The organism is Spiribacter halobius (assembly GCF_020883455.1).
In the GTDB taxonomy this organism is placed as follows: Bacteria; Pseudomonadota; Gammaproteobacteria; order Nitrococcales; family Nitrococcaceae; genus Sediminicurvatus; species Sediminicurvatus halobius.
On the sequence record NZ_CP086615.1, the window covers coordinates 1,933,139 to 1,949,299 of the forward strand.

Annotated in this window: 8 protein-coding genes; 5 read left to right on the forward strand and 3 right to left on the reverse strand. The window is 74.5% G+C overall.

The annotated features are described in order from the left end of the window. Positions 1–177: 177 nt before the first annotated feature. Positions 178–645: a universal stress protein gene (locus LMH63_RS08800; RefSeq protein WP_109679216.1), complete on the forward strand. Its 468-nt coding sequence runs from the start codon at positions 178–180 to the stop codon at positions 643–645. A 93-nt stretch (positions 646–738) separates the two neighbouring features. Next, positions 739–1,665 (forward strand): DMT family transporter, encoded by a 927-nt coding sequence (locus LMH63_RS08805; protein ID WP_109679215.1) that lies wholly within the window; start codon positions 739–741, stop codon positions 1,663–1,665. A 2-nt stretch (positions 1,666–1,667) separates the two neighbouring features. Here the strand turns inward: LMH63_RS08805 and LMH63_RS08810 are convergent, their stop codons facing one another. Further along, the gene (locus tag LMH63_RS08810; protein WP_109679214.1) at positions 1,668–2,093 is read right to left on the reverse strand and encodes a hypothetical protein; all 426 of its coding nucleotides are present in this window, start codon (positions 2,091–2,093) and stop codon (positions 1,668–1,670) included. Positions 2,094–2,450: 357 nt separating this feature from the next. On the opposite strand from LMH63_RS08810, the gene recC reads away from it, so the two are divergent. Genes recC through recD form a run of 3 tightly spaced genes read left to right on the forward strand, consistent with a single transcriptional unit; the run spans position 2,451 to position 11,592 of the window. Beyond that, positions 2,451–5,933 (forward strand): exodeoxyribonuclease V subunit gamma, encoded by a 3,483-nt coding sequence (gene recC, locus LMH63_RS08815; RefSeq protein WP_109679228.1) that lies wholly within the window; start codon positions 2,451–2,453, stop codon positions 5,931–5,933. After that, positions 5,930–9,559 carry an exodeoxyribonuclease V subunit beta gene (gene recB / locus LMH63_RS08820; protein ID WP_109679213.1) on the forward strand — a complete coding sequence of 1,210 codons (3,630 nt, stop codon included), beginning with the start codon at positions 5,930–5,932 and terminating at the stop codon, positions 9,557–9,559. Before recC ends, recB begins: the two co-directional genes overlap by 4 nt. Then, the gene (gene recD, locus LMH63_RS08825; protein WP_109679212.1) at positions 9,556–11,592 is read left to right on the forward strand and encodes an exodeoxyribonuclease V subunit alpha; all 2,037 of its coding nucleotides are present in this window, start codon (positions 9,556–9,558) and stop codon (positions 11,590–11,592) included. The genes recB and recD overlap by 4 nt, the downstream gene beginning before the upstream one ends. Before the next feature lie 4 nt (positions 11,593–11,596). Here recD and LMH63_RS08830 read toward each other — a convergent pair whose 3' ends face one another. After that, on the reverse strand, positions 11,597–14,884 hold the full coding sequence (locus LMH63_RS08830; protein WP_109679211.1) for a hypothetical protein: 3,288 nt from the start codon (positions 14,882–14,884) through the stop codon (positions 11,597–11,599). After that, positions 14,881–16,158 carry a metallophosphoesterase family protein gene (locus tag LMH63_RS08835; protein ID WP_109679210.1) on the reverse strand — a complete coding sequence of 426 codons (1,278 nt, stop codon included), beginning with the start codon at positions 16,156–16,158 and terminating at the stop codon, positions 14,881–14,883. The genes LMH63_RS08830 and LMH63_RS08835 overlap by 4 nt, the downstream gene beginning before the upstream one ends. Positions 16,159–16,161 lie beyond the last annotated feature (3 nt).

Consider the following 16,161-nt stretch of genomic DNA (forward strand, 5'->3'; position numbering starts at 1 on the left):
CCCAGAAGCCTGCGCCACGAGTCGCGATGATGACCTATTCTGGAGGGTAGCGCGGCCGACCGGGACCGGTGGCCGCCTTGACCCGGGTCAACAGGGTTCCGCCGAGGCTCGGGCATGATTGTGCCTGAACGGCAACGGATCCCCTGCGGGGGAACTGCAACGCGGGAGGACGATGCGATGACGGGTGCACCCAGGATGCTGCTGGTACCGGTGGACGGCTCCAAGGGCGCCGGCAGGGCGGCGCAGCTCGCGGCAACGCTGGCCGAGGGGCTGAACATCCCCCTACGGCTCGTGTTCGCCTTCCCCAGGGATCCGGTGGAAATGTTCGGTATCCCCACGGAGACGCCCCGCCCGGAGGAGCTCAAGTACTTCTCTCCGGAAGCCTTCGGCCAGCTGCGCGACCGCAGTGCCGAGAAGGCCTTCAAGGCCGCGCGGGAGGCGATGGGGGAAACCGCGGCCGAGGTGGAGCAGGAGGTGGTGTCGGGGGACGCCGCCGAGGCGATCATCCGGCACGCGGAGGCTGTCTCCGACCCGATGATCGTCATCGGCAGTCGCGGCCTCAGCAGCTTCAAGGAGCTGCTGCTCGGCAGCGTCAGCCAGCGCGTGCTCCATCACGCCCACTGCCCGGTGACCGTGGTGCGCTGACGGCCCCTGCCGGTACCGGCCACGGAGGGCGTACGCTACGCATCGTCGTAGCGTGAGGGGCGGTGGCGCCATGGTCATGGCAGGCCGCGGGGCATGACGGCGGCGGGGCGGGCCGCGCCGGGTACGTTGGCGGGCATCCTGCTGGTGGCCGCCTCGGGTGTGATGCTGGCCAGCATGGACGCCATGGGCAAGCACCTGGCAGTCCGCCTGGAGGTGCTCCAGGTGGTCTGGGCGCGCTACGCGGTGCACACCGTGGTGGTGTTCGTATGGCTGCTGCTGCGTCAGGGCAGCCTCCGTTTCCTGCGCACGAGGCGCCCGGCCGGGCAGTTCCTGCGCTCGCTGAACCTGCTCGGCGTGACGGCGTGCATGTACACGGCACTCGTGTTCGTGCCGCTGGCCGACGCCACCGCGGTAATGTTCTTTGCCCCGGTGCTGGTGACCGTGCTCGCGGGGCTCTTCCTCGGCGAGGAGGTGGGCCCGCATCGCATCGCGGCGGTAGTGATGGGATTCGCGGGGGTGCTGGTGATCGTGCGCCCGGGCTTTGGCGCCGATCCGGCCATGCTGCTGCCGCTGGGCGCGGCAGTGATGCTCTCGGGCTACCTGCTCATCACCCGCTGGATGAGCGAGCGCGACCACCGTGCTGCCACGGTGTTCTACTCCACCGCCTTCGGCAGCGTGGCGCTCACCCTCGCCGTACCCTGGTTCTGGCAGACGCCGACGCTGCCGGAGCTCGGCATGATGCTGGCCATGGGCCTGCTCGGGGCGCTCGGTCACGGCTGCATCGTGCTCGGCTTCTCGCGGGCGCCGGCCTCGGTGCTCTCGCCGTTCCTGTACATGCAGCTGCTGGCCGCGAGCGTAATCAGTGTCACCGCCTTCGGCGACCCGCTCAGCGTGTTCACCCTGCTGGGCGCGGTGCTGCTCGTGGGCGGCGGTCTCGTGATCTGGTGGTGGGAGGGCGTCCTCGCCCGCCGCGCACGCCATCGGGCGCGCGGCGGGCGGTCTGACACTCGAGCCGTGTGACGCTAACGCGAGGCCGTCGTCTCCAGGACCTCCCAGCTCGTCGTCTGCTCGCCGTTGCGATAGCTCAGGTAGGTATTGTCCGTTTCACCCTCGTAGATCCGGAAGCACTTCTCCTCGTTGTCTTCGACCTCCAGAGACCGGCAGAACCGACCGTCGTCGGCGATGCGCCAGGTGCCCGCGGTACCGCCGCCGTCCCAGGCCGCCTCCAGGGTTCCGTCCGGGTAGTACGTGGCGGTGCCGGATCCCTGCGCGTTCGACCATGACAGGTGGAGTCCGTCTTCGTGCAGCGCCTCCAGCTGTTCACGGTCCAGCGGCCCGCGCCCGGCCTCCTGCAGCTCGGTGGGGGAAGGCGCGGTGGCGCAGCCGGCCGCAATGAGGATGGCCGTGGAGGCGGCGGCGAGGCGGAGGGTGTTGCGGGACGGATGCATGGTGGCACTCCTTCTCTTTCTGATCGTGAGGCGATGGCGCTCTTTCGCTGGGGTGTGTCCAGCGCTCGCAAGCTGAAGCAAAGTCGATGCGCCATCGCCGCACTACCCCCAGATGGGGGGGAATCGTCCCAGCGGTGAAGGGACCTTCTGATTACGTCCCGGACTGCGCCCCGCCTTGGCACGGCCGATGCGAAGCCCGCGGCGTCGCGGCCGACGGCTCCGCGGGCATGGCACAGTCCGAAGCGCAATCGGGAAGGCCCTAGGGACTTGCGCGACGGGGCCGGCAACGGCGAGCCTTGGCGGCATGAGCAGCCACCGGAACCCGGCAACGCGTCCATCCCCGACGGCCGCGCGCGGATGTACGCCAGGGGCAGGCCTTTGACCGCCCGGATCGTCCCCGGCTTCATGGTAATTCACGGCAACCGCCTGGAGGACCTGCGGGCGCTCGCCGTGGAGTGGCTGCGCCGGCATCCGCTGGCGCCGCTGGAGAACGAGATCTTCCTGGTCCAGAGCAACGGCATCGCCCAGTGGCTGAAGCTTGCCCTGGCGCGGGCCCCGGAGGCGCCGGAGGGCGGCTGCGGCATCGCCGCGGCGGTGGATGTGCAGCTGCCGGCCCGCTTTCTCTGGAGCGCGTATCGTGGCGTGCTCGGGGCCGATGCCGTGCCGGCCGAGTCGCCTTTCGCCAAGGAGGCGCTCACCTGGCGACTGATGCGCCTGCTGCCCGACCTGCTGCACGATCCCGTCTTCGCGCCGCTGCAACGCTTCCTCAGTGATGACCACGACCGGCGCAAGCGTCATCAGCTCGCCCTGCGGCTCGCCGATCTGCTGGACCAGTACCAGGTGTATCGCGCCGACTGGCTCTCCGACTGGGCCGAGGGGCGGGACGTACTGCGCGATGCCCGCGGCCATGAGGCCGCGCTGGCGGCGGATCACGCCTGGCAGCCCGCGCTCTGGCGCGCGGTGCTGGCCGATCTCCCCGCTTCCGCGCGGCAGCGTAGCCGGGCCGCCGTACACGAGGCCTTTCTGCGCGCCGCCGGCGAGCTCACTGCGCGCCCCCCCGGGCTGCCGCGCCGGGTCATCGTCTTCGGCATCTCCTCGCTGCCGCGGCAGAGCCTGGAGGCACTGGAGGCGCTGGCGGGGGTCAGCCAGGTGCTGCTCTGCGTGCACAATCCCTGCGAGCACTTCTGGGCGGATATCGTCCCCGACCGGGAGCTCCTCACCGGCCCACGCCGGCGCCAGGCGCGACGCCCGGACATGCCTGCCGACCTCTCCCCGGAGGCCCTCCACGGCCATGCCCACCCGCTGCTCGCCGCCTGGGGCAAGCAGGGGCGGGACTATATCCGGCTGCTCGACGAGCACGACGATCCCGAGCGCTATCGGGCGCTGTTCCGTACGCTCTCCTGGCAGCGGATCGATCTGTTCGAGCCCCATGGCGAGGACTGCCTCCTGCACCAGCTGCAGGAGGATATCCGCGACCTGCGCCCCTTGAGCGAGACGCGCGAGCGCTGGCCGGCGGTACCCGCGGAGGACGACTCCATCCGCTTCCAGATCGCCCACAGCCCCCAGCGCGAGGTGGAGGCCCTGCACGATCGGCTGCTGGACTGCTTCTCCGCCGATCCGACCCTGCGCCCGCGGGATGTCATCGTCATGGTCCCCGACGTTGACCGCTACGCGCCCCATATCGAAGCGGTGTTCGGGCGTCTCGACCCGGACGACCCGCGCTACATCCCCTTCACCGTGGCCGACCGCGGCCGGCGCGGTCAGGCACCGCTGCTGATCGCCCTGGAGCAGCTGCTGCGCCTGCCGGAGGCCCGTGTGGCGGTGAGCGAGGTGCTGGACCTGCTCGACGTGCCCGCGCTGCGCCGGCGCTTCGGCCTGGCGGAGGCGGCACTCGGGCGCCTGCATGGCTGGGTCGAGGGGGCCGGCGTGCGCTGGGGGCTGCATGCCCGCCAGCGCGCGGCCCTGGGACTGCCCGATGGTTTCGAGCAGAACAGCTGGGCCTTCGGCCTGCGGCGCATGCTGCTCGGCTATGCCGTGGGCGAGGCCGACCCCTGGCAGGGCATCGAACCCTTTGCAGAGGTCGGGGGGCTGGAGGCCGCCGAGCTCGGCCCGCTGGCGGACCTGCTGGAGACCCTGGACCGCTGGTGGCAGGCCCTGGCCGCGGAGGCCACGCCCGCCGACTGGGCGGTGCGCCTGCGGGCGCTGCTGGACGACTGCTTCCATGCCGCCGGAGAAGACGATCAGCTCCTCCTCGATCGGCTGCTGGAGGCCCTTGACGACTGGGAGTCGACCTGCGCCGAGGCGGGGCTCGAGGAGCCCCTGCCGCTCGCCGTGGTCCGGGAGCACTGGCTCGCCGCCGTCGATGCGCCGAGCCTCAGCCGGCGCTTCCTGGCCGGGGCGGTCAACGTCTGCACACTCATGCCAATGCGCGCCATCCCTTTCCGCGTGGTCTGCCTGCTCGGCATGAGCGACGGCGACTACCCGCGCAGCCCGCAGCCGGTGGACTTCGACCTCATGGCCCGGGACTATCGCCCCGGCGACCGCTCGCGCCGCGAGGACGACCGTTATCTCTTCCTGGAGGCGCTGCTCTCGGCCCGCGAGCGGCTGCTTGTGAGCTGGGTCGGGCGCAGCGTGCAGGACAATACGGCGCGGCCGCCGTCGGTGCTGGTGGGCCAGCTGCGGGATCATCTTGCCGCCGGCTGGCGCTCGGCGGAGGGCGCCGATCTGCTGGCGCAGCTCACCGTGGATCAGCCGCTGCAGCCCTTCAGCCCCGCGCTGTTCCCGGTGGAGGACGATGCGCGGCTGTTCACCTACGCCCGGGAGTGGCAGGCCGTCCACCGGAGCGTGGCGCCGACCCCGCCACCGGCACGGCTGCCAGCGGTGAGCCCGACGGAGCCGCTTGCCCCCGCGGTGCTCGGGCGCTTTCTGGCCAGCCCGCCCCGGGCGTTTTTCACCGGGCGACTGCAGGTGGTGCTGGAGGACGAGGCGGCAACGGCCGAGGACCTGGAGCCCTTCGCCGTGGAAGGGCTGGGTGCCTGGCAGCTGCGCCGGCAGCTCGCCGACGTCGCGCTCGCTCCCTTGCCGCCGGATGCCGCAGCGGCGCGGAGCCGGCTGGACGCCGGGCTGGAGCGTCTGCGGCGCAGCGGTGCGCTGCCGCCGGCGGCGCCGGGGGAGGCGGCGGCAGCGGCGCTGGCGGAGGCGGTGACACCGCTCCTGGACGGGGTGCTCGAGTGGTGCGAGGCCTATCCGGAGCGGGTCTCTCCCGAGGCGGCGCTGCGCTTCGAGCATGCCGGCGTCGTGGTCGAGGCCTGGCCGGAGGGCCTGCGCCGGGCCGCAGACGGGCGCACCCTGCAGCTCGCTCACAGCGTCGGCCGGCTGCGCATCGGCAGCCGGCCCTACTGGCGCTACGACAGCGCGGCGCCCTCCTGGGTCGCCCACTTGCTGGCCTGCACGGTGGTCGGGCCGGTCACCACCGTGCTGGTGGCCGCGGACGCCGCGCTGCGGCTCGACCCGCTCACCGCCGAGGCCGCCGGCGAGCACCTGCGAGCGCTGATGGAGGCCTGGCTCGAGGGCCAGCGCGAGCCGTTGCCGGTGACCTGCCAGAGCGCCTGCGCCTGGCTGGAGGCGCTGACCCTCGAGCGCGACGCCCAGGCCGACGCGGCCAGCGTCTATGCCGGCCAGGGCCAGCAGAGCGGTGAGGTGGACCACAGCCCCTATCTCGCCCGGGCCTTCCCCACCGCCGAGGCGCTGCTCGCCGACAGCCGTTTTCCGGCTTTGGCCGAGCGCCTTTACCGGCCCCTGCATGCGGCCCTGCAGACGCCGCCGGAGGCCTCGGCATGAGCCTGGACCTCGCCCGCCTGCCGCTGCGCGGCAGCCGCCTCATAGAGGCCAGCGCCGGCACCGGCAAGACGTACACCATCGCGGGGCTCTACCTGCGGCTGGTGCTCGGCCACGGCGGCGAGGCCGGCCCGCCGGAGCCGCTGCTGCCGCCGGCGATCCTGGTGGTTACCTTTACCGAGGCCGCCACCCGGGAGCTGCGCGAGCGTATCCGCCAGCGCCTGAGCGAGGCGGCGGCCTGCTTCCGGGAGCCGCAGGCCGCCACGCCGGACCCGGTCCTCGCCGAACTGCTCGCGGACTATCCGGACCCCGGGGCGCGCGCGGTGGCGGCGCGGCGTCTGGCGCTGGCGGCGGAGTGGATGGACGAGGCGGCGGTGTCCACCATCCACGCCTGGTGCTATCGCATGCTGCGCGAGCACGCCTTCGACAGCGGCAGCCTGTTCGAGCAGCATCTGGAGACCGACCCCAGCGAGCGCGAGGCCGAGGCGGTCCGCGACTACTGGCGCAGCATGGTCTACCCGCAGCCGTCGGCGCGGGCGGCGCTGCTGACGCAGCTGCTGGGCGGCTCGCCCGAGGCGCTGCACCGGCAGCTGCGCGGGCTGCTGGGCCACGAGCCGGCACGCCCGGCGGAGCGCGCTGCGCTGGAGGCGCTGCTCGATGCCCACCTCGCCGCCCTGGAGCCGTTGAAGGCCCCGTGGCGGGACGACTTCGCGGCCGCGGCGGCGAGCTTCCGCGCTCTGCTGCCGCTGCTCAACGGCGGCAAGTACAGGAATCCGGAGAAGCTTCTGGAGGCCGTGGGTGCCTGGGCTCGAGACCCGGCCGCAACCGTGCCGGAGTGGAGCGGCAGCTACCCGGCCCTGGAGATGGTCAGCCGCCGCGGCATGCAGGCGCGCCGGTTGAAGAACGCCACGCTGCCGGACGAGCTGCATCCGGCCCACCTCGCCGCCGACGCCCACGACAGCCTGCCGCCGGCGCCGCGGGCCGCGGTGCTGCGCCATGCCGCGGCGTGGGTGCGCTGGCGCTTCGAGGCCGAGCAGCGCCAGCGCGCCGAGCTCGGCTTCGGCGATCTCCTCACGCGCCTGCTGGAGGCCTTGGAGCAGGACCCCGCCGGCCGCCTCGCCGCCACCATCCGCCGCCAGTTTCCGGTGGCGATGATCGACGAGTTCCAGGACACCGACCCGGTCCAGTACGCCATCTTCGAGCGTGTCTACGACATCGCCGGCAACGCCGACCGGGAGGCGCTGCTGCTGATCGGCGATCCCAAGCAGTCCATCTATGCCTTCCGCGGGGCGGACATCCACAGCTACCTGCGGGCTCGGCGGGCCACCGCCGGGCGCCATCACACGCTGGCCCGCAACTTCCGCTCGTCGGCGGACATGGTGACCGCGGTGAACCGGCTGTTCAGCCATGGCGAGGCCCAGCCCGGCGGCGCCTTCGGCTTCCGCAGCGACGACGCCGACCCGGTGCCCTTCCAGCCCGTGTCCGCCGAGGGGCGCACCGAGCGCTTCGTTCTTGCCGACGGCCCGCCGGCGGCGCTGACCTTCTGGGTGCAGGAGGGCGAGTCCGTGTCCCAGGGCGCCTACCGGGAGACACTGGCCGCGCGCGGCGCCAGCGTGATGACCGCGCTGCTGGAGCAGGGGCGCCGGGGCGAGGCGGGGTTCCGGGGCGAGGGGGGGTTGCGCCCCCTGCGCCCGGCAGACATGGCCGTGCTCGTGCGTGACCGCCGGGAGGCCGACGCCGTCCGCACCGCGCTCGCCGCCCGGGGCGTGCGCAGCGTCTACCTCTCCGACCGTGACTCGGTCTTCCGCACCGACGAGGCGGCGGACCTGCTGCGCTGGCTGCGCGCCTGCGCCGAGCCCGGCAGCGACCGGCTGCTGCGCGCGGCCCTCGCCACGGCCACGCTGGACCTCGATTACGCCGCCCTGGAGCGGCTGAACAGCGACGAGCTGCACTGGGAACAGCGGGTGGTCCAGTTCCGCGACTACCACCGCCTCTGGCGCAGCCGCGGCGTGCTGCCGATGCTGCGGCGTCTGCTGCACGACTTCGACCTGCCGCGAAGGCTGCTGGCGCAGCCCCGGGGCGAGCGCCGGCTGACCAATCTGCTGCACCTCTCCGAGCTGATGCAGCAGCGCGCCGGTGAGCTGGACGGCGAGCAGGCCCTGGTGCGCCACCTGGCCGAGCACCTGGAGGCGGCGGGCGGCACGCCGGCCGAAGAGCAGGTGATGCGCCTGGAGAGCGACGAGGGCCTGGTGCAGGTGGTCACCGTGCACAAGGCGAAGGGCCTCGAGTATCCGCTGGTGTTCCTGCCCTTCGCCTGCAGCTTCCGCCCGCCGACCGCCGACCGCGCCCCCCTGCGCTACCACGATGCCGATGGTGCCCCGAGGGTGGCGCTGGAGCCGGACGAGGCGGCGCTGGAACGGGCCGATGCCGAGCGTCTGGCGGAGGATGTGCGCCTGCTCTACGTCGCCGTCACCCGGGCCCGGCACGCCTGCTGGCTCGGCGTGGCGCCGCTGCGGCTCGGGAACCGGCGGCAGAACCAGCTCCACCGCAGTGCGCTCGGCCATCTGCTCGCCGGCGGCGAGCCGATCCCGGACGATGGCCTGTCGGCGGCCCTCGCCCCGCTTGCCGCGGCGGACGATGCGGTCGCCATCGAGCCGGCCCCGGCGGTGACCGGCGAGCGCTACGCCGGCCCCGGCGAGGCCGCCGCCACCGGCAGCGCCCGCCGACCGCGGCGGCCCGCCCGAGAGCTGTGGTGGATCGCGAGCTACAGCGCCCTGCGCCTGGCGCAGCCCGAGGCGGCCCCGGAGACGGCGCGAGCCGAGGTGATCGGCGAGGTGGCGGAAGAGGCCGATCCGGCGGGTCCGGCGCCGGGCGTGGCGGCGGGCCTGCACGCCTTCCCCCGCGGGCCCGGTCCGGGAACGTTTCTCCACGGCCTGCTGGAGTGGGCGGCGCGCGAGGGCTTCGCCGCGCTCGCCGCCGACCCGGCGCGGCTGCGGGAGACCGTGGTGCGGCGCTGTGCCCGGCGTGGCTGGGGGGAGTGGGCCCAGGTGCTGGGCGACTGGCTGCAGCGGCTGATCGCGGAGCCGCTGGCGTTGCCCGGGGCGGGGCCGGTCACGCTACACGGGGTTGCCGCGTACCAGCCGGAGCTGGAGTTCTGGTTCGAGACCCGCTGGACCGATGCCCGGCGGCTGGACCGCGCGGTGCGAGCGGCCACCCTGGACGCCGCACCGCGCCCGCCCGCCGCGCAGAGCGTGCTGAACGGTCTGCTCAAGGGCTTCGTGGATCTCGTCTTCGAGCACGAGGGGCGCTACTGGGTCGCGGACTACAAGTCCAACTGGCTCGGCCCGCAGGCCCGGGACTACGCCCCGGCGGCCCTGCGCACCACTGTGCTCGAGAAGCGCTACGACCTGCAGTACGTCCTCTACACCCTGGCGCTGCACCGGCTGCTGACGTCCCGGCTGCCGGACTACGACTACGATCGCCATGTCGGCGGTGTGGTCTATCTCTTCCTGCGCGGCATCGACGCCGAGGGCCAGGGCCTGTACTGCGAGCGCCCGCCGCGGGCGCTCATCGAGCAGCTGGATGCCGATCTGCGGGCCGGGCCGGACGCTCCGGAGGAGGGCCCGTGAGCGCCGCCGGCGCCCTGCCACAGGATCGCGACGGCATCCTCGCGCTGCTGGCGGACTGGGTCGCTGCGGGCTGGCTGCGGTCGCTGGACCGGGCGTTCGCGGCGTTCCTCGCCCGCGAGGCGCCGGCCACGGAGCCGCTGCCGCTGCTGCTGGCCGCGATCGCGAGCCAGCACCAGGGGCGGGGCCACGTCTGCCTCGATCTCGAGGCCCTGGCCGAGGATCCGGACGCGACGCTCGGGCTCGCCCCGCCGGTGGCGGAGGTGGCCGAGCCGCTGCGCCCCGCGGCCTGCCTGGGCGGGCACGACGCCGGGGCCCTGGCGGCGGCGCTGGGAGGGGCGCCGGTGGTGGCCGGGAGCGATCATCCGACGGCACCGCTGGTGCTGGAGCCGCCGCGGCTCTACCTGCGCCGCTATCGGGACGCCGAGGCACGCGTGGCCGAAGGCATCGCCGCGCGGCTTGCGACGGGTCGTGCGCGCCGCGCCGCCGTCGACCCGGCCGCGCTGGCGCGCTGGCTGGAGTGGCTGTTCGGCTCGCCGCCCACGGCGGCGACGGACTGGCAGCGTGTCGCCTGCGCCCTGGTCGCAGGCGGGGACTTCGGGGTGATTACCGGCGGCCCAGGCACCGGCAAGACCACCACCGTGGTGCGCCTGCTGGCCATCCTGCAGGGGCTGGCCCTGGAGGCGCCAGAGGGTCGCGCGCTGCGCATCGCTCTGGCCGCGCCCACCGGCAAGGCCGCCGCGCGCCTCAACCGCTCCGTGGCGGGGGCCGTGGCGGCGCTGGCGCTGCCGGGGGATGCCCTGGGCGCAGCAGTGCGGGACGCCGTGCCCACGAGGGTGACGACCCTGCACCGGCTGCTCGGCAGCCAGCCGGGCAGCCGTCGCTTCCGACACGACGCCCGCCACCCGCTGGCGCTGGACGTGCTGGTGGTGGACGAGGCCTCCATGGTGGACCTGGAGCTGATGGATGCCACCCTGGCCGCGTTGCCTGCCCAGGCCCGGCTGGTGCTGCTGGGTGACCGGGACCAGCTTGCCTCGGTGGAGGCGGGGGCCGTCCTCGGCGAGCTCTGCGCCCGGGCGCGCGCCGGCGCCTACAGCCGGGAAACGGCGGACTGGCTCGTCGCCGCCGGGGCCGGGCACCTGCCGCCGCAGACCCTGGCGGCGCCGGCGCAGGCGCTGGACCAGCAGGTGGTGATGCTGCGCCACAGCCACCGGTTCCCGGCCGAGGGCGGCATCGGCCGACTCGCGGCGGCGGTCAACGCCGGGGATGCCGCAGGCGCCGAGGCCGTTCTCGACAGCGGGGCGGAGGGTCTGGCGCGGCTCCGTGTGGCGGACGGCGCCGACGGGATGGCCGGGCTGGAGTCCCTGGCCACCGATGCGGTGGCCGGCTACGGCCAGTACCTGGCGCGGCTGCGGGCGGCGGACCCCGGCGACACGGCGACCCCGGACGCGTGCGATGCCTGGGCGCACGAGGTGCTCAGGGCCCATGCCGGGTTCCAGCTCCTCGCGGCCCTGCGGGCCGGGCCCTGGGGCGTGGAGGCGCTGAATGTCCGCATCGCCGGCGCGCTAGAGGCCGCCGGCGCCATCGCGCCCCGGGGTGTCTGGTACGAGGGCCGGCCAGTGATGGTCACCCGCAACGATTATGGTCTCGGGCTGATGAACGGTGATCTCGGCATCGCCTTGCGCCGGCCGGAGCAGGACGAGGCCGGGCACTGGCGGCGGGTGCTGCGGGTTGCCTTCCCCGCGGCGGATAGCGAGCGCGGCGTGCGCTGGGTGCTGCCGAGCCGTCTGGACGCGGTGGATACGGTGTTCGCCATGACCGTGCACAAGGCCCAGGGCTCGGAGTTCCGCCACGCCTGCCTGGTACTGCCGGAGCGGACCGCACCGGTGCTTACCCGCGAGCTGGTCTATACCGCCATCACCCGGGCCGCGGAGCGCTTCACCCTGGCGGAGGCGGCGCCGGGGGGGCTGCGGGCGGCCATCGGCCGCAGCGTGCGGCGCTGCAGCGGCCTGGAGGCGCGGCTGCGCGGCGGCTGATGCCTCAGTCGGCCGTCACTGCGGTGGCGGCTCCGGCGTGCGGCAATGCCGCCTGCAGCCAGGTCACCAGCCGGCGGATCTCGGCGGGGTGTGCCGTGTCGGCCTGGCTCGCGAGCACGGCCCGCAGCAGCGCCTCCGGCTCCAGCGGCGGCTCGGGGTCGAGGTAGCCTTCCGCCTGTAGCCAGGCCTCCAGCTCGTCGGTGGTCTGGCCCCGGAAGCGCTTGACCTGCCCCTCGCGCAGCGCGCTGACCAGGGCCTCGGCATCGCCGCCCACGCGGTCGGCGAGCTCGCTCACCCGGTCGATGAAGGTCTCCCGGATCACCCCGGACGCCTCCAGCACCCCCCGGTCCACAGGCCGGCCGCGCCCGCGCCGCCAGTGTCCGAGCCAGCTGCGGGCGATGCGGCAGCGCGCCGCCAGGCGTTCGCGCACATCCCGGTCCGGCAGGGCCCGCTCGGCGGCCGCCCCCGCCAGCAGGGCCTCGAGTTCGCCCAGGCGGGTGACCCGCCAGTCCTCCATCAGCCGGTGCAGCTGGGGCAGATCGTCCCGGAGGAGATGGAACAGCGGGATCGCCTCCGGCGGCTGCCAGGGGTCCGGCGCAGGGACGCCCAGGGCCGCGGCATACGCCTCCGGGGTCCGGGCATCCGGCGCGGGCAGGGGCGCGGGCTCAGGCACCTGATAGTCCACCGGGGCCGCCGTGGGGCGGCGGAAGCGTATGGCGGCGAGGTCCACCACCGCCGGTGCCTTGCCGGTGGCGTGCTCCCAGAGCCCGATCTCCTCGCGGCGGGCGCTCAGGTAGAAGATCTGTCGGCCCTCTTCGTCGGCGAGCTGCTGCAGGCTGGCGGCCACTTCCGCAAAACGCCCGGTGTCGCTGGTGGTCAGCGCCTCGTCCAGGAACAGCGGCAGCGGTTTCTTCTCGCGCTCGATCTGCCGGGCCCAGGCGATGCGCACCGCGAGCAGCAGCTGCATGCGCGTGCCCGAGGAGAGCGCGGAGAGGGGCCGTCGCTCGCCGCTGGCCGCCTCGCGGGCGTGAAAGCCGCGCTCGGCGTCCAGCTCCAGCGACCAGCCGTGGTGGGTGAAGCGCAGGAAGCGCTCGCTCGCATCCTGCAGCACCGGCGGCTGGCGGGCGCTCCGGTATTCCCCCGCTACCTGGTCCAGAAGGAATCGTCCGGCGGCGCCGAGGAGCGCCTCGTCGCGCAGGCCGGCCAGCGCCTCCGCCGCGCCCCGCTCCGCAGCCAGCGCCTGCTCCAGGCCGCCGTCGCGGCCGGCCTCCTCCAGCCGGGTGCGGATGGCCTTGGCCTCCTCCAGCAGCGATTCGTAATCCGCCGCCAGGGTCTGCTGCTCGCTGAGATCGGCCTCGAGCCCCGCTGCGTCGCCGGCTTCCACCCGGGCCAGCAGGTCGTCCTCCCCGGCGAGCGGCCGGCGCCGCTCGGCCTCGGTAGCGCAGGCGGCATCGTGCTGCCGGCGGAGCTCGCGCCAGGTCTCCAGCGCGGCGCAGCGGCGCTCCAGACCGGCCCGGTCTCCTGGCTCGATGCCGGCCTCCCGGTACAGCGTCCCGATCTCGGCGGCCCGCTCCGCAACGGTTTCCTCCAGCCGGCGCAGCTCCCGGTCCGCCTCGCCGCCGTCGCGGGCGGCCTGCTCCGCGGCGCGCCAGCGCTCCCGGAACGCATCGAGCGCCGTCTCCAGCGCCACCGGGTCTGAGGTCTCGGGGGCGGCGCCCCACTGGGCGAGGAAGCCGTGCACGGCCGTGGCCTCGGCCTGCAGCTCGGCGTCTATACGGTCCAGCTCGGCCCGGGCGGCGGCGTGTGCCGAGCGTGCCTGATCGAGGGCGGCGGTGAGGCGGATGAGCCGGTCGAGCCCGGCACCTGCGAGCCCTGCCGGGTCGATGCCGTGCGCCTGGCAGAACTCACGGGCCGCCTCGCGGGCCGCCTGCTCCCGGGCCTCGGCGGCGGCTACCCGGTCCGCCAGCTCGCGGTGGCGGCGGCGGGCGAAATCCCGCTCGCTCTCCGCCTCGCGGTGGCTGCGCTGCTCGCGCCAGGCCGCCGGGACTGCAAGGCCGGTCGCGAGGGCCGCGAGCAGGCTGGCGGCGATGGCCCACCAGAGCGCGGTGAGCACGGCGGCAACGCCGCCGAGGACCGCGCTGGCAAGGGCCAGCCCGGCGATCCAGGGCAGGCGCGTCGGCCGTGGCCCGTCGCCGGCAGGTTCCGCAGCGGCCTGGGCCTGGGCGCGGCAGGCGTCGAGCTCGGCGCGGGCCGCATGCAGGTCCTGAGCGAGCCGTTCGGCCGCGGCGACCTCCGCCGGGCCGGCGGTGATCAACGCCGCGTCATCGCCTCCCAGGGCCTCGGCCGCGGCCCGCCACTCGGCCTCGCGCTCGGCCAGGCGCCGGCGGGCCTCCTCACGTTGCCGGTCACGCTGGATCAGCGTCTGCAGCCGCCGCGCCGTGGCCTCGAGCTCGGACGCCTCGGGCCGCGCATCGGCGAGTCCCGTCTCTGCGGCGCGGGCGCGGGCCTCGTCGCGGCGTCGGCGCTGCTCGGCGGCTCCATCACGGGCCCGGCCACGCTGCGCCTCGAGCTCGTGGAGGCGCTGCAGCTCGCGGCCGGTGAGGCGCTCCATGCCCTCCGGATGGCTGGCGAGCGCTGCGTCCAGACGCTCCCGCTCCTGCCGCGCCTCCAGCAGCGCGAGGGCCTGTTCCAGCTGCCGGGCGCGCTGGCCGGCGGCACGGGCCGCCTGCACGCGGGCCTCCAGGCGCGGCAGTGTCTCCTCCTCGCGCAGGAGCGCCTCGTAACGGCTCTCGATGCGCTGGCGCTGCTGGCGGGCGTCGCGCAGGGCCTGGCCCTCCTGCTGGCCCCGCCGCGGGCCAAACTCGAAGGCGTTGCGCACCGCATCGAGGTCGAAGCCGGCGGCGAGCTCACGGCGCAGCAGCTCCACCAGCGACTGCTCGTCGCGGCCCTCGGCCTGCAGCAGGTCCTCCACCCGCAGCCAGTAGCAGTGCAGCCGATCGGCCTCGGGCAGGGGAGGAACCGCCGCGGGCTCGCCGTCCCGGGTCCACACCACCTGGCGGCCACTGCGCACCACGCGCCAGTGGCCGTCGTCGTCCACCAGCTCCGCCTCCAGGCTCAGGGCCGACGGATCGGCGGGCCGGGAACCGGCGACCAGATGCCACAGGGCCCTGGCGAGGCTGCTCTTGCCGACGGCGTTTGGACCCACCACCAGGTTCACGCCGGGCGCGAGGCCGTCCACCGTGAAGGCGTCTACCCCGGGCAGCTGGCGGATGGCGAGCGCCGTCAGTCTCATGCCGCCTCCTGCTGCCGGAGCAGGGCCTCAAGCGCCGAGCGCGCGGCCCGCTCGAGCCAGTCGGCCACGGCGGCGTCGTCAGGATCGGCCCGCCCGAGGGGCTGCCAGCGGGCCTCCCGGGCGACCGGCAGCAGCGCCTCCCGGGCCTCGGCAAGCAGCGCCCGGCGCTCCGCGTCGTCCGCCGGGCGCTGCAGGGTCAGCAGGCGCCGGGCAAGCAGACCCGCCGGATCCTCGCGGGCCGCCAGGGTTTCGAGGGGAACCTCCGGCAGGGTCTCCACCCGGAGGGTCTCGATGAAGTAGCGCACGCCCGCGCTGTCGTGGATGCCCCCGCGCTCGTCCTCGGGGAACAGCGCGGCGAGGGCGTCGCCGCCGATCGCCGTGCGGCCGGTAAAGCTTACCCGCAGGCCGACGGCGACCGGCTGGCCGCGACCGCTGGCGATCTCCCGGTCCAGCGTCCGTACGGCCCGGAGCAGCGTCGCGCGGGCCTCCGCCGGATCGGTCAGGTTCTCGCAGGGCACGTTGATCGGTTGCCAGCGCAGCGGTGCCAGCGGCCAGTGGTCTACGGTCGCGACACGCCCGCTGGCGATGGTCACGAGCCACGGCCCGCGAGGCCCCGGCTCGCCCGGGTCGAGGCCGGTCACGGTACCGAGATAGCCGCTCGGCTGAGACGCCGAGAGCGCGTCCGGCTGGTGGATGTGCCCGAGCAGCCAGCCGTCGAGGCCGGCATCGGTCAGGGCGCGGCTGGTTACCGGGGCGTAGGGACTGTCTGCGACGTCGCGGTCGGCGTGCAGCAGGCCGAGGTTGGGGCCGGGTCCGCGCTCGAGGGCGGCGCCCTCGAGCGGGCTCTGCAGCACCCGTGGCTGCGGAAAGGACCAGCCCCACAGGGTCAATGCCTCGCCGCCACGCTCCAGGGTCACCCGCTGCCAGCGGCCGCCCTCGCCCAGCAGCTCCAGACCGTCCACCTCGCGGGCCAGGCGCGGCAGCACGGCACCGTCATGATTGCCGGCAACGGCGAGCACGCGGATGCCGGTCCCCGCAAGTTGCTCCACGCCGGCGCGCAGGGCGCGGTAGGCCTCGAAGAAATCGTGCTCGCGCTCGACCACGTCGCCGGCCAGGGCCACGGCATCGACGCCGGCCTCCAGCGCCGCCGCCACCACCCGCTCCCAGGCACCGGCCGGGCCGAGCTCACGGGCGCGCCCGGCGAGCTCGTCCGGCAGGCGCGAGGGGCGGCGCCCGAGATGCAGGTCGCCAACGGCGAGGAGGTGAAGCGGCATGGC